General features: G+C 38.5%; 11 protein-coding genes and 1 tRNA gene. 8 read left to right on the top strand and 4 right to left on the bottom strand.

Annotated features, from left to right (window positions below; all coding sequences use genetic code 11):
- Window positions 1–164: 164 nt before the first annotated feature.
- A complete protein-coding gene (locus R9C00_28125) occupies window positions 165–839 on the bottom strand; it encodes a GPP34 family phosphoprotein (protein WPO35569.1) in 675 nt (224 codons plus the stop codon).
- 501 nt (window positions 840–1,340) lie between these two features.
- Here R9C00_28125 and R9C00_28130 point away from each other — a divergent pair.
- The 5 genes from R9C00_28130 (at window position 1,341) to R9C00_28150 (ending at window position 8,301) form a co-directional block, all read left to right on the top strand.
- Window positions 1,341–2,045: a hypothetical protein gene (locus R9C00_28130; GenBank protein ID WPO35570.1), complete on the top strand. Its 705-nt coding sequence runs from the start codon at window positions 1,341–1,343 to the stop codon at window positions 2,043–2,045.
- Between the two features lie 4 nt (window positions 2,046–2,049).
- A complete protein-coding gene (locus R9C00_28135; protein ID WPO35571.1) occupies window positions 2,050–2,628 on the top strand; it encodes a hypothetical protein in 579 nt (192 codons plus the stop codon).
- 238 nt (window positions 2,629–2,866) lie between these two features.
- Entirely contained in the window at window positions 2,867–3,706 is an 840-nt protein-coding gene (locus tag R9C00_28140; GenBank protein ID WPO35572.1) for a hypothetical protein, read from the top strand.
- Window positions 3,707–3,976: 270 nt separating this feature from the next.
- On the top strand, window positions 3,977–6,502 hold the full coding sequence (locus tag R9C00_28145) for a hypothetical protein (protein WPO35573.1): 2,526 nt from the start codon (window positions 3,977–3,979) through the stop codon (window positions 6,500–6,502).
- Between the two features lie 149 nt (window positions 6,503–6,651).
- Window positions 6,652–8,301 (top strand): S41 family peptidase, encoded by a 1,650-nt coding sequence (locus tag R9C00_28150; GenBank protein ID WPO35574.1) that lies wholly within the window; start codon window positions 6,652–6,654, stop codon window positions 8,299–8,301.
- A 9-nt stretch (window positions 8,302–8,310) separates the two neighbouring features.
- Here the strand turns inward: R9C00_28150 and glnA are convergent, their stop codons facing one another.
- The 3 genes from glnA to R9C00_28165 all read right to left on the bottom strand — a co-directional run bounded on the left by glnA (window position 8,311) and on the right by R9C00_28165 (window position 11,985).
- A complete protein-coding gene (gene glnA, locus R9C00_28155; GenBank protein WPO35575.1) occupies window positions 8,311–9,738 on the bottom strand; it encodes a type I glutamate--ammonia ligase in 1,428 nt (475 codons plus the stop codon).
- 44 nt (window positions 9,739–9,782) lie between these two features.
- The gene (locus R9C00_28160; protein WPO35576.1) at window positions 9,783–10,691 is read right to left on the bottom strand and encodes a PfkB family carbohydrate kinase; all 909 of its coding nucleotides are present in this window, start codon (window positions 10,689–10,691) and stop codon (window positions 9,783–9,785) included.
- Between the two features lie 142 nt (window positions 10,692–10,833).
- Entirely contained in the window at window positions 10,834–11,985 is a 1,152-nt protein-coding gene (locus R9C00_28165; GenBank protein ID WPO35577.1) for a DUF3078 domain-containing protein, read from the bottom strand.
- A 188-nt stretch (window positions 11,986–12,173) separates the two neighbouring features.
- Here R9C00_28165 and R9C00_28170 point away from each other — a divergent pair, with 188 nt between their 5' ends.
- From R9C00_28170 to R9C00_28180, 3 genes are all read left to right on the top strand, one after another.
- Window positions 12,174–13,334: a formimidoylglutamase gene (locus R9C00_28170; GenBank protein ID WPO35578.1), complete on the top strand. Its 1,161-nt coding sequence runs from the start codon at window positions 12,174–12,176 to the stop codon at window positions 13,332–13,334.
- Between the two features lie 538 nt (window positions 13,335–13,872).
- A tRNA-Ala gene (locus tag R9C00_28175) sits at window positions 13,873–13,946 on the top strand.
- A gap of 74 nt (window positions 13,947–14,020) precedes the next feature.
- Complete coding sequence (locus tag R9C00_28180) at window positions 14,021–15,484, top strand: hypothetical protein (protein ID WPO35579.1); 1,464 nt, start codon at window positions 14,021–14,023, stop codon at window positions 15,482–15,484.
- The last annotated feature ends 26 nt before the right edge of the window (window positions 15,485–15,510 follow it).

Raw genomic sequence — 15,510 nt, forward strand, 5'->3', positions numbered from 1 at the left:
GAGTATTTCTTTAAAGATTTAACTTGGTTGGTAAGTTTGCTAGCCAAGTTTTTTTATATCCAAAAAGTAGTATAAATAATATGTAGCTAATAGGGGAGCGAGGCAACAAATAGCGCAATTTTTACTCAAGAGAGGATGTCCTCTTGGTTGGGCTTTTTTGCAGCTTAGTTGGGCAAAATAGGGACAGCGGTATTTACTGCTCGCCCTACCGCTTCTTGAATATCGTGGATGAGCCTGTTGATTTCTATACCAGCTATCATATTCATACTAATATCTTCAATTTTCTCCCGCGCTATTTTTTGTTTTTTTGCATCCTTAAAAACCTCTCCCGTAAGGTTGCAAGCACCTACCAAGCTTATCAGCATGATTGTACGGGCACTGGGTTTGGGGCTGTTTAGTACAAGTTCGTGAAGCCTTTTGGTGATCTGCTGCTTCACTTCTGGGGCTTGCAAGATGTATTTGCTTTTGCTGAATATCCCTATTATTTTTTTCTTGTCCTTTATCAGGATGCCCTTATCTATGAGCGAATCGAGAAGCTTTTTTTGAAAGTCTTCAATATAGAAAACCAATTCTTGGGTCCAGTGGTCGATGGTGTATTTTTTACCCGATTTCTCAATCGCTTCAAGCCCTTCTAAAATCAAAGGGTCCCTTACTTTTTTACCCTCGTCAAAAAGCTCTAAAACATTGTTTTTTAGCTGAATACGCTCTGCAATAGCTAACTCCAACAAGATTGCACAAGACATGCTGAAGTTGATGTACATGGCTGCTGCTGGTGTTATATTTCCTGTATGATCATTCAGGGCCAATAACATCAATTCTTCTGGGAGTTTAAGCTTCATATTTGTGAGGGTGCTTTTATTGAGAGTATGCTGAGTATAAACAAAAACTTTACCCTAAAAACGTAGCAAGTACTGTTTAAAGGCTAAAAGGAGACTTAATAAATACTAAAGGCTGATATATTGGGAAGTTGTAGAAGGAGCAGTTGCCAACTATTAAAGGTACGGAATTATAAGAAAAAAGATGGAACGATAATTAACGATCTTATTTTTTTGCTTTTTGCTATGGAAAAGTTTCGGAAGAGCCTTGTTTTGTGAGAAGTGCTCGATACGAGTATTAAGAGGTTGTTTGTGCTCTTACTTATGGAAAGGTTTTTGTTATTAACGTTTGTTTGAAAATTGTATCCGTTGGCATAATCGATCAATTAAATGTCTCATTCGGGTATCGGTTATTTTTATACCTATGACGTATTAAAAAAAGCTGGTTTTTCAGATCAAATACAATTTTTGCCTAACTTGGCGACTAGTAACATCCAAAACCAAAAACCTAAAGAATTCAAAGTCATGATTACAAAACACAGCAAAAACGTCCTTAGAAATGTAAGAAGACGTATCCAATCTTTAAAAATGATGAGTGTCAGCGGATTGTTGATGTTAGCTTTGTTCTCTAGTATGTCTATGGGAATTGTTAGCTGTAAAAAACAACCAGTGACTACAGAGCCTACCGCAGAGGAATTGAAAATAGCGGAAGCAAAGAAAAAGCTTCAAGCGTTGCTTACCGACGCCAGCATGACGCTAGATGAAAAAGAGCAAGCGCTAGCTGAAATAAAAGCGATGAACATCCAGGATCCTACAGTTTTGGCGCTTATAGCACAAGTAGAGGCTAAGTTGAAAGCAGAGCGTGAAGAATTGAAGCGCAAAGCGGAAGAAGCGGCTAGACTAAAAGAAGCAGAATTGGCTAGGCAAAGGGAAATGAATTCTCCTCAGTATAAATTGAATAGCTTCTTTGGTGGTATTTCAAGTGCTGCAAGTGTGAGTGAAGCTAATATGCAAATCAACCAAGCGTTGAGCTTGTTCAGTTCTCCTGAAGCACCAGTACTCGTCGTAATTAGCGAAGAAAATGGCGAAAAAGATTATGACAGGCCAACTACTATCAAGAAGTACTTGGAATACTTGAAAGATCAGAAAAAGAAAGCTGATACTATTGAGAATATCGTATTCGATGCCAATGGGAAGATAAAAGAACTTGAATTAACAAAATTGAAATAAGTATATGAAGTCATTAAAAAATATAATAGCAGTAAGTGCACTTGTGCTTTGCTTTTTTTCCGCACAGGCTCAAAACGAAATAAGCCCTGAACGTAAAATAGCCATTGACTCCTTGGCTATGGAAAAAGTGAGGGATTTGAGTAAATATGTGAGTATTATTGGAAACAAGGAAACTCCTTTTTCTGAGGCAAACAGGGTGATTGACAGAGCTATGGAGCTTTTTGCCGACGGAAGCCAAATGGGAGTTTCTTCTGTTAACCGAAAGGCTATCAAGTATTATGGTATCAGGGAGTACTTCAAAAGGCTAATGGCCTTGAACTACGATAGGGTAACTATTGAGTGGTTCAATATCCAGTACATAAGTGATCTTGAATTGCAACCCGATGGAAGATATGTAGGGGTTATTACTATCTACCAACGTTTTGAAGGGGAATCTGACGATGGCTTGAAGTATGTTGATACTACAAAGAAAGACATCACTGTGTATGTAGAAAGGAAATCTACTCAAATCAGTGGTCGTACCATCAAGTTCTGGGATGTATTGCTTGGCGATATCAGAGTAAGCGAGACTTCTAAAGGCTAGATAATTGAAATATAACTGACCTGGTGCAGCCATATATTATATGGTAGCATCAGGTTTTTGATAAAAAAGGACTTGCTTTTGCTTGTATAAAGACAGTCCGATAGTTTTTCCAACCCAAAACCAACTTTCTGAAGAAAGCACCTCTACTTTTAAAATTCATCTGTATTTGAAGCGTAAGAAATAGACATTCCTCATAGGATGCTGCTTTACGCATTTTCACCATTAACTTTCAGACCAAATGAAGCTGAACAGATTATCAAGGTTGCTTTCCTTTTTCCTACTAGTGCTTATTTCCTCCCAGGCCAGCGCCCAAGTGGTGGGTAATTACTTAGGCGACGAAACGGCACTTTATGCCGAAACGAAACAAGTCAACCAGTTTTTTAGGCGATTTAACAACGAAGAAGGAAAAGACGGGGTAAAGTATAGCAAAAAGGACAATAGGTACAGAGATTTGTCTACCAGAGAAAAGTACCTGAATATTTTGTTCGATGGGCAAAATAAAAATATTTCCAGTAGCCAAAAGGCTCAGTTTATTTCGAAGGTAAATAATGGGCAAAGCCCAATATTTTTAGATTTTCATGGCAAAGATTGGTTTGCCGAGGTTCAAATTTCTGTTTTGTTCAATGGGAAAGCAGAGGAGGTAACTTTGTTCCTAAAGCTGGAGCAAGAAAACAAAGGTTATAAATGGGTAATGACCAACGCCTATTCTGACGTATTTGCCAAGCTGTTTTCTTCGGATACAACTTCTCAGCGGCTCTTTTTGCATCCTATGAGCCATGAACTCGATTTCATGAACTTGGTGAAAGTATTTAAAAGCCATGAGCATGTAGAAGATTATACGGCAAAAGAATACCATCCAGATTATTTGTCTATTTTCTTGTATGAGTTTAAGAATTCTAAGATCAAATTTGTGACAGTCAACGATGTAAAATTCCACTTTTTCCAAGTTGACGGATGGTATTTTGAACTATCAGAATTTAACCGCCCTGGCTTAAATAAGGGTTGGTTAATATCTAACCTAATGGAACTTCCAGCAGAGCATAAAGATATTTTTGTAAAGTACATTTATAGGCAGTAAAGCCGAGCTCAGTATTCTTTTGTGCTTAGCGTATGTATAGAATTTTATGTTTTCAAGTGGAACAGATAAAATTTAAACATGCTCTAAGTACAATTGCACTGGCAAATGCTTTTGCCTGTGCAATTTCTTTTTCATCTTTATACTTAAACAAATGCAGTTGATTAGCTTTATTCGAATTGCCTGAATTTGTTTGAGTATGATTTTAGACTTTACATAAGTTTTTTTAGAGGTAATTAATCCGAAACATTCATTTATTAAAAATAAATAAGCATGAGGACATTTTGCGCCAAAATCATTTTTTCTCAAGTTTTACTAGTGCTGGCTCTGTCTTTTGGTACGTTCGAGGCGAAAGCGCAAGCAGAGTTGCCTGCCGAAGAAATCGAGTCGTATAAAGAGCAATCAGCAGAGCTTGTACGTTTTTTGGAATTTACACTCAACACCATTGGGGACTCCAGTACCACCCCAAACGAAAAAGACATTATTATTAACCAAAGCTACTTGAAGCTTTTTCGCGATGATAAGGTGCAAGTAGAGGATGATTTGGTAGAAGGGCGTGAAGTAGTTACCAACAAAGATATTCAGGCATACCTTAAGGATGTTGATTTCTTTTATAAGTATGCAAAATTTGAATTCAATATCACAGATGTAAACCATTTTGTAAACGATGATAATGTGCTCTATGTCCGAGTGAGTCTTAATAGGAATCTACAGGGGATTAACATAGATGGGGAAGCGGTAAATGTGAACAAAGAGCGCTTTGTAGAAGTGAATGTGGATAGGATAAATAAAGATTTAAAAATAGTAAGTGTGTACACCACAAGGCTCAGCGAAGCAGAGGAGCTTAATAATTGGTGGTCTACGCTTTCTTACGATTGGCAGGCAATATTCAAAAGAAACTTGGCTGTGTTGGACGATACGCTCAGCGTGGAACAGTTGAAGCGAATAGTTTCAATGGAAGAATTAGATTTGTCAAATAACAAAAGTGTAAGAGAGCTTAGTGCACTAAGCAAGCTGACAGACCTAAAAAAGCTCAATATTTCAAATACGAGTATCAATGACCTAAGTCCTTTAAGAAGCCTTACGAGGCTAGAGATACTAAACTGTTCTCAAAACCTAGTCAGTAACATAGAACCACTTAAATATTCTATCAATCTAAAAGAACTGTATTGCAATGGAACATTGGTATCGGATATTTCTCCCTTGGCTAATTTTCCTAAGCTAGAAATTTTGCATTGCTATACGTCTCCTATCCTCAGCCTTGAACCATTGGCAGCCTTGGAGCACTTGAAAGATTTACGTTTTTACGATACTCGAATTACGAACTTGACTCCGCTTTCTGCAATTTATAGCTTAGAGCACCTCAACCTTTCTTATACAAGAAATGCTGACCTTACGCCATTGAGTGGCTTGTCCAACTTGAAAATATTAAATATTGAAAGCACGCCAGTAACCGATCTAAGTCCTTTAAAACCGTTGGGTAGCTTAAACCTGCTTTTCTGCAATAATACCCAAGTATCTTCCTTAGAACCATTGGTTTCGCTTACCAAATTGGAAAAGGTTTATTGTGACAATACACAGATTACTAAAGCTGAGGCTAGAATGTTCATGCAAACCAACAGGAGCGCCTTGGTGATTTACGAGTCGGAAGCATTGCTTAAGTGGTGGCAGGAAATGCCACAGGCATGGAAACAATATTTTTCCACCACTGCAAAAATCAGCGTTCAGCCAAGCAAAGAAGAGCTTCAGCAAGCAGCCAATATTTCTGAAGTAAATGTTTCTGGCAATGCTGCAATTAAGTCTTTGGCACCGCTCACTTCTTTGCTCAACTTAAAGTCATTGCGATGTGCTAGCACTAGCGTGTCGGATTTGAGCCCGTTAATGGATCTCATTATGTTAGAAGATATTGATGTTTCCTCTACACAGGTGGCTAGCATTATTCCGCTAGGGAAAGTAAGTAGCATGAAAAGCCTGAATATTTCTGGAACGAAAGTGAGTGATTTATCTCCATTGGGTTCACTTGATAAGCTGGAAGTGCTTGTAGCGGATAATACGCCCATCGCTTCTATAGCTCCTTTGGGAAATTCACCAAAGCTCAAGACTATTTACTGCGACAATACGCAGCTTCCTGCGGAATCGACTAAGGCATTTGCCATTGCACATCCCGATATGTTAATTGTTTTCCAAACGGAAGCACTTACAAAATGGTGGGCAAGCCTTTCGGCAGATTGGATAAAAGTATTTAAAGATCACGCTACAGTGGAAAGCACCCCCACTCGGGAGCAACTTCATAATGTAATTAGTTTAAGATCGCTCAACCTTTCTGATAATAATAAGATCAGGGATTTGGGACCGTTGGTAGAGTTTGTGGCCTTAAAAGAACTTCATTTTTCCAATACTCAAATAAGTAGCCTCGACCCTATCTCAGGCTTGGCCAACCTTACTGTTTTACAATGCTCTAGAACACCTGTAAATAACCTTACGCCTATAAGTAGGTTGAACAATTTAGAAGAGCTAGATATTGAGAACACACCTGTGGGAGACCTTGAAGCTATTAGCGGATTGTCTGGGTTAAAAGTATTGAAGTGCTCAGGTACACCAATCAAGAAGCTCAACCCGCTTGAATCCCTCAGGCAGCTAGAGCAGTTAGAGTTTTTTACTACAGGTATAAAAAGCTTGAAGCCAATAGATGGGTTGGCGAACCTAAAGATGTTAAAATGTTATAATACCAAAATCTCAAGCAAAAATGTTGATAAGTATAAAAAGGCGCATCCTAATGTAGATGTTGTGTACTATTAAGAGTTATAAGTGAAAGCCTAGCATATCGAAAAAGTTGCCTAGGCTTGCACTTATACAGCGTTAATTTGTTATACTAGATAAAGTGACCACTAAGGTGCTACCATCCCGTCCTACAAATTGGGTAAAATATCAGGTCAAAACTTATTCTGATGAGGAACAAAATTTATAAGTTATCTATATTTTTCTTCTTACTGCTATCGCTCACGGCTGCTTTTATTCCCAAAGACAGGTATTTTGAAATAGCCAAAAGCATAGAAATTTTTGCCTCGCTCTTTAAGGAGGTCAACCATTACTATGTGGAAGAGACAAGTCCTACCAGCATGGCAAAAACGGCTATAGAGTCGATGTTGGCATCTCTTGACCCATATACAAACTATATTCCCGAAGACAGGATTGAGGATTATCGAACCATGTCTACAGGGGAGTTTGCGGGCGTAGGTGCAGTTTTGCACGAAAGAGAGGGGGCTTTTATTATCACAGATGTAATGCTCGGTTATGCTGCCGATGAAGGAGGGTTGCTTATAGGAGACGAACTTATAAACATCAATGGAATAGATATAAAGGGAAGGCCTCAGGAAAGTGTGGAAAGGATGCTGAAGGGGCAAGATGGTTCTGTGGTAAATTTGGTGGTGAAGCGGTTTGGTAGCGAAAGCCCACTTAGTTTGAAGCTAGAATACAGCAAAGTAAAAAGAAAAAATGTTCCTTATTTTGGAATGGTCACGAACGATATCGGCTTGGTTCAGCTCACCGATTTTACCCAACAAGCAAGTTTAGAGGTTAAAAATGCAGTGATAGAACTGAAAGATCAGGGTGCGAAAAAAATCATTTTGGACTTGAGGGAAAACCCCGGTGGCTTGCTAAACGAAGCAGTGGATATTACCAATGTATTTCTGGACAGAGGTTTGGATATCGTGTTTATGAAAGGCAGGAGCGAAGAATGGAGTAAAAACTATACTTCTACAAACGAGCCTGTCGATACGAAAATGCCACTAGCTATTTTGGTGAACGAAAATAGTGCATCTGCTTCCGAGATCGTATCTGGCGTGTTGCAAGATTATGACAGAGGCGTGGTAGTTGGGAGACAGTCTTATGGAAAAGGGTTGGTACAGACTACGACAAAACTTTCCTATAACTCGCAGCTAAAAGTAACCGTTGCCAAGTATTACATCCCAAGTGGAAGGTGTGTACAGGCAATCGATTACTCCCACCGAAATGAATTTGGTATTCCAATAAAATTACCTGAGTCCAAAAGAGAAGAATTTAAGACTAAAAATGGTCGGGTAGTTTTTGATGGGGCAGGTGTAGATCCTGATGTAGAAAAAGAAAAAGTAGTCTATGCACCTATTACTAAAGCATTGATAGATAAAAATCTCATCTTTGATTATGCTACTGAGTTCAGAATAAAGAATGAGTCAATCGACTCAACCAGAATTTTTGAGCTTGACGATGCGCAGTACCAGAATTTTGTAAATTGGCTTAAGGATAAAGATTACAACTACACTACCAAAATGGAAAATACACTAGAAGAATTGGTAGCAAGTTCCAAAAGCGAAAGGTATTATTCTGATATTAAAAAGCAGATAGATAATTTGAGGAGTGGTATTGATAAGAACAAGGAGCTCGATTTGGTAAATTTCAAAGAAGAAATAAAGCAAGTGTTGGAGAAAGAAATAGCAACTAGGTATTACCTCGATAGGGGTAAAATAGAAGCAACCTTCGATAATAACCCTGATGTGTTGGCTGCCATCGAAATTCTTAATTCTCCAGAGAAATACAAGGAAATCCTTGCTCCTCAGTAAGCTAAAGTATTAGCAATCGTAATACAAGAAGAACTCGTAGGGGTGCGGGCGTAAAGCTATTTCATTGAGCTCATTCTCCCTTTTGTATTCAATATATGCCTCTATTAACCGAGTAGAAAAAACATTTCCCTTCGTCAGAAAATCATTATCATTTTCAAGGGCTTCTAAGGCTTCGTTCAATGTTTCTGGAACAGTGGGGGTTTCTATCAACTCCCCAGGTGACATATTAAAAAGTCCTTGATCCAATGGGTTTCCAGGATCAATCTTGTTGGTTATTCCATCTACCATTGCCATCAACACTACCGAAAACAGCAGATACCCATTATTTGTGGGGTCAGGACATCTAAACTCAAATCGTTTGGTAGAAGGCTTTTTTGAGTAAACAGGGATGCGTATTGCTGCTGATCGATCACTATCAGAATATGATAAATTGACAGGGGACTCAAAGCCTGGAACCAACCTTCTATAGGAATTGATTGTTGGGGCGGCAAAAGCCAAAATAGCTGGAGCATGCTTCAATACACCTCCTATCGCCCAAAGCGCTTCTTGTGAAAGGTCTGCATATTTTTCCCCTGAAAAAATGCTGTTCCCATTTTTCCACAATGAAAAATGTGTGTGCATTCCACTTCCATTGTCAGCATAAATGGGCTTGGGCATAAATGTCACCGTTTTTCCATGCTGCTTGGCTACATTCTTCACAATGTATTTGTACCATAAAAAATTATCAGCCATTTTAAGCAGGTCGGTATGCTTCAGGCCTATTTCGCATTGTCCACCTGTACCTACTTCATGGTGATGCGATGAAGCAATAATATCTACCTTTCTTAGGGCGCTCACCATTTCATTTCGCAAGTCTTGCGAGCCATCTGTAGGGCTCACCGGGAAAAAACCGCCTTTGTAGCTTGGTTTATAGCCTAGGTTTGGCTCTTCAATGCGGTTTTTGTTCCAAGAACCTTCTGTAGATTCTATGTTGTAAAAACTATTGTTCGCACTCTGGTGATACCCAACTTCGTCGAATACAAAAAACTCTGGCTCAGGCCCTACATAGCAGGTGTCTGCTATGCCTGATTGCTGTAGATAGGCAATTGCTTTTTTTGCAATTCCCCTTGGGTCTCTTTCGTAAGTAGCTTTCGATTGGGGGTCGAAAATATCTGCTATTATGCTTAGCGTGGTTTCTTTGAAAAAAGGATCTATTTGAGTGGTGCTAGGGTCGGGTATAGCCATTAGGTCAGTCGAGCCTACATGTTGCCAGCCCCGCATAGCCGCTCCGTCAAAGCCAATTCCCTCTTTGAAGGTATCTTCGCTCCAGGTTTCAATGGGGTAGGTACAATGCTGCCAAGTACCTAAAAGATCGGCGAATTTCATATCGACCATTTTTGCCCCAGTAATTTTGGCAAACTCGAAAAAATCTTTTGGTTTTTTAATGTTTTCAGCCATTGTTCTTGTAGGTTAAAATACTTGGCAACACTTTATTTATTCTTTTAGAAATTAACCAGTTCACCAAACTGTCTTACCCTGTTTTTCATTTCTTCTTCAGAAAGGTCAATGATTCTTTCAGTGCCAAAAGCTTCTACGGTAAACGAAGCCATAGCAGATCCGTAAATCACTGCTTTCTTCATGTTTTCAAAGGAAATATCGCCTGTGCTAGCCAAATAACCTATAAACCCGCCGGCAAAAGTATCCCCTGCACCAGTTGGGTCAAACACCTCTTCTAGCGGAAGGGCTGGAGCGTAGAACATTTCTTCTCCTTTAAAAAGTAGTGCACCATGCTCGCCTTTTTTGATGATAAGCGTGCTTGGTCCCATCGCTATTATTTTTTTTGCTGCTTTCACCAATGAATATTCACCTGAAAGCTGGCGAGCTTCTTCATCATTGATCGACAGCACATCTACCAAGGCGATTGTTTTTAGCAAATCGCCCATTGCAATATCCATCCAGAAGTTCATGGTGTCCATCACAATTAGTTTTGGTTTTGTAGGCAATTGCTCGATCACCGCTTTTTGGATAGCAGGAACTAGGTTTCCAAGCATCAAAAACTCACAGTTTTTGTAAGATTCAGGAACTACGGGGTCAAAGTCAGCCAAAACGTTCAGCTCTGTAGCTAATGTTTCACGAGTATTCATGTCGTTGAGGTATTTTCCAGCCCAAAAGAAGCTTTTGCCATCCTCTTTGATTTGTAACCCATCTACATTTACGCCGTGGTCTTCAAGTAGCTTGATATATTCCTTAGGAAAATCTCCACCCACTACCGATACGATGTTGACATTTTTTGTGAAATATGAAGCAGCTAAAGATATGTATGTGGCAGCTCCACCAATTATTTTATCCGTTTTTCCAAACGGCGTTTCTATAGCATCAAATGCTACGGTTCCTACGGTTAATAAACTCATGAAATGTTTCTTTTAATGATTGTTTAAAAGGATAGACAAACTTATTTGCCTATAAGGCTTTGGTTGTCAATACTAAATTATTTGCTTAAAAAGGCACAGGTTATTATGATTTGAACAAATATAGGTCTTTTGCAGCAACCTCCTAAAATTTGAAGGCAACTCCTAGGTTTAGAACGTGCTTGAACTGAACTCTAGGGCCAAGAGTTTCTTCTACCCCATTGTCGTTGAGACGTTTGATAGTGATATCCTCGTCGTAAATAAGGTGGGTGCTAAAGTTTGCATTCAGATACCTGTTGATCTTAAATTGTGTATTGGTAGTCCAGTTTATATCTACTTTGGTTATTCTATCTAGTCCGGAAAATAATCTTAGTGCAGTGTTGAGTGTGATATTTCTTTTAAAGGTCATGGTAAGGTCACCGTTAAACTGGATACCTATTTCTCGCAAAAGAGTAGAGCCTTCATCTAGACCATAATCTTCAGGTGGAACCCTTTTATCTAGTACATAAATCAATTTGCCAGAAAGTGGCGAAAGAAGTGCGTTAAGCTTAAGGTTTTCCTCTTTTACTTGAAACTGAATACCTGAAGAAATGAATATTCTGCCAGGTGCCATAAATGCTGAAATCAGCTCATCGTAAGTCGAATCATTTTCAGTAACAGTTTTGAAACCATCAGCGTATTGAGTACTAAAATCTAGTTTTCCCGAGACACTCCATTTTTCATCAATCTTTAAACTGTATTGTGTAGTGACTTGGATCGCATCGTCAGATTTGGTGAATTTCTTTGTCTTGTTACCAATCCGGCTTATACCAAATGCAGTTTGCAAAGTATTATTCCAGATCGAAGCATCTGTTTCCCTTTTAAGGGTGAAGTTGAGAGCTGTGCTCAGGGAAATAGAACTTTGCCCACCAGCAGCCCAATTACTTAGCCCTACATTAGCAAAATTGATATTGAAAATCCCGTTCTTGTCCCAAATTCGAACCTCGGGGGGCGGCTCTTTTTTTGAAAGGTCTAATTTCCTACTTGCACTTTCGAGACTGAGCAGGTAAACAGAATCGCCTTCTTCCAACAGCCACAAACTATCGCTCACTTTTGATAATCGAATATTTTCGTCTCTAGCTACTGTTTTGATCTGGTATGGCTTTTTTCGAATAGTTCTAGTAGTGTCTTTCACAACTTTGACCGTATCGGGTAGCCTTATGTATGCCGTATCTATTGCCTTAGTTGGTTTTTGGGCAAATACATCTAAAATAGCCAATAAAAAGGGTAAAGTGAAAAATAAAAATCGGTACTTCATTTGGCAAAACTTCTAGCTCGGCTTTGTGACGGCAGGGATATTTCCACAAAAGTAATATTAGATATCAAAGGTTGGGCTGTTTGAGTAGTTACTCTTTTATTTTTAGTCAATTCTTGGTCAGAAATTTTTTGGTATAACTCATAAAATAGACAATCTTGCATTAGCAAAACCATAAGTAAGAAGAAATAATGAGCCTTAGAATATTTTTTGATCCACTTCAAGAAGAGGAAATAGATGAGCTGGATAAAGTAAATGGTGTGATAGATTCGGTACAACTTCACACCCATGAAGGAATGCCATCTGTTAAAGCAGCAGATGTGGCTGTTTTTTGTTTCTCTGAATATTCTGGACCAGGTCAAGAAAAAGTACCTGCAACTGACTTTGCGAAGCTTAGAAAGGCCTTTTATAGCCTGAAATCATTCAGTAAAGAATGTAAACTGATTGATTTAGGTTTTTTGCGACCAGGACCTAATTTGGAAGAAAGCTACGCTAGGCTTAGGGAGGTTTGTGAAAAACTGATGGAGCAAAATACGCTTCCTTTGATTATTGGAGGGGCAGATGACCTCGGTTTTGCCCAGTATCTCGCTTATCAGAATTTTGAAAAAATAATTTCTGTAGTAAATGTAGATGCCCGTATAGACATGGGGAAAACTAAGTCCACAAACAAGGGAGGGCATGTTTATAAAATTTTGACCCATCAGCCGAATTACCTATTTGAGTACAACCACTTGGCTTATCAACGCTATTTCGTTGAGCCTAAAACTATAGAAGCGTTGCAGTATTTGCATTATGAGTCTAAAAGCGTAGGGCAAATTCGAGAGCGAATAGCTGAGACAGAACCTGTTATTCGAAGTGCAGATATGCTAAGTTTTGACCTGTCCGCCATAAAAGCAGCAGATGTAGGTGCGGTCTTGGATAAAACCCCTTTTGGCTTAACAGGCGAGGAAGCATGCCAACTTTGTTGGTATGGAGGGATGAGTGAAAAATTAACGTCAGTTGGTTTTTATAACTATAGACCAGAACTAGATAAGGATGGGCAATCGGCTCAAGTATTGGCTACAATGGTCTGGTATTTTGTAGAGGGTTTTAGCAACAGGAAAGAAGAGTATAGCTTTAAGAGCAATTTCCATATCAAATACTTAGTGCCTTTAGATACGCTCCACAAAAGTTTGGTGTTTTACAAAAGCAAGTTGACGGATAAGTGGTGGATGGAGGCAGGGCTGCATGACGATGCTGAAAAGTATTATCATAGAAATGCGGTGATCCCTTGTAGCTATGAAGATTATCAAACTGCTGTAAAAGGGCAGATACCTGAGAGGTGGCTAAAGGCAACAGGTAAGCAAAGTTGATTTTTTTTGTATTACTTACACAGCTTTCGTTTTACTTGGAGTTGACTTTTTTACCCCTAAAAATGCATTCTTTCATATTAAGGAACCTGTTTATATAAAACAGGTTTCAACGAGTAAATCATCCTAACCATTGAAATAGTACAATTTTGAAAGGATGTTCGTTGATTTTTATGCCTATAGATTGTTATATCTTGGGTAAGAAGTGAACAAAAATTAAGGAAATATTTTTCTGGATTTTATGGAGTTGCCTAATATTATTAGGATAATTATACTCTTTAACAAGATTTTATTTAAGTTTGATGCCATATTTAGCTATATGCTGTTTTAGTAGAAGTGAAGAATTGTCTAAAAAATAGAAGTAAGGTATTTGTTCAGATTTGAAATAAACTGAAGGTCAATGATAATAATGTCATTTAATTTTAGTTTATTTATAAGAGGAAAAAGTAACTTTTTTATTGAAGTCTTGATTTTGGTCAGAACGATAAAAAAATGTGTTTTTCCTTATTAAAAATTGAAATACTGCTCAAATATTACATCAGGGGGGTTAGCTCAGTTGGCTAGAGCGCTACGCTGGCAGCGTAGAGGTCATGGGTTCGAATCCCATACTCTCCACACCTTCTAGGTTAGATAATAATAGTGCAGAAGGATGAGGAGTATTTATCACTTTGAAGAAATAATCGAAGGAAATGGCTAAATTAAAAAACATCATCAAGCAACTATCACTTGATGATTACACAGCAATTTATGATTCTTTGATTGAAAGCAATGCCGAGAAGTCAGCATTTCTTCTCAAGACAATGAGAGAGAAGTCTCTTTCAGATCAAAAGATCATGGCCGAGCTAGAGGTAAACAATAATGCTTACTACACCCTACGCTCACGACTAAATCAAAAAATTGAAGAGTATCTGCTCCAGCAAATGGAAAGTCCCAGGACTGACCTACTGAAAAAGGTAGCAAATATAAATGAGATCATTTTTACCAAAAAGAGGGCTATTTCAGTTGCAACTCTTAAGAAGCTTGAGAAAGAGCTCCTAGATTATGACCTTTCCAATGAGTTGACGATTGTCTATAAAACGCTCAAGAAACTCCATATAAATACTGCCGATCACTTTCATTACTCTCAGCTTTATAATAAGCATGTAGCCTATATGCTAGCTGTGGATAAGGCGGAGGATCTTCTGGCAGAATATTTCAAGAAATTTGGAGAGTTCTCTCTTACAGGAGACGAAACGGACAAGCTAGGGCTTACGCTTATGGCATCTGAAATGGACAATGTATGTGGCTTATACAATTCACATAGGTTATATGTCTATCAGAACTGTTTGAGTATTTTCCATAGGTTGTTTATAGAACGAGGAGAAAAAGGTGATGATGGAAAAGAGCCGATTGAGGATATTTTAGACAATATTCAAAAGATATTCGATACCTATTTCTTAGACTCTATTTATTTCCACCTCAAGCTTGTGTTTGAGTTCTTGCGACTTGAATATTATGCACATTATAATGTGTTCAGAAAAGCTGAGAAGTTCTTCGATGAGGTAAATGAGCAAACAAGTGCTTTGCTTTCTAACTATGGTCTTTATACCTACCCTCCTTATTTCTTGCAAACAAGGCTAGAAAGGGCGATAAGGCACAAGACCGAAGGCGAGCTATATGAAGAGAACTTAAGCTTGTTCCAAGACTACGAGTGCGACAAAGAGGATGTTTCCAAATACATTAACTATGTGGTGTACAGATCCATCTCTTGTTATTATGCTGGTAAGTACGAAGAAGCTGCTAGGTTTATAAACAATATGCTCAATGATGTTAGCTTGAAGAAGTATCCTTATGCTACATTGGAAGTAAAATCTGTACTGGCTTTACATTACTGCTTGTTGAAGGATTACGATTTGTTCCACCAATTGGTGAACAGTATCCAACGCCAGATTAGGCTTATGGGCAAAGATCAGTGTGAGGATGTCGTATTCTTCATTAAGATATTGAAAATTTCAATCAGTGATGCCAAACGCGATAAAGCAACCAAGATCAAGGTGATGATTTCGAAGTTTGAATCTACTGTGCCTAAGAAGCTATTTAGCCCAACAAGGCTTATAGTGATGGATGATAAGTTTGTAGAGGCCTTGAGCGTAGAAAGATTAGCGGAGATTTAAGAGAAACAAGGTCAATTAGAAAATTT

It is taken from the genome of Flammeovirgaceae bacterium SG7u.111, assembly GCA_034044135.1.
GTDB lineage: Bacteria > Bacteroidota > Bacteroidia > Cytophagales > Flammeovirgaceae.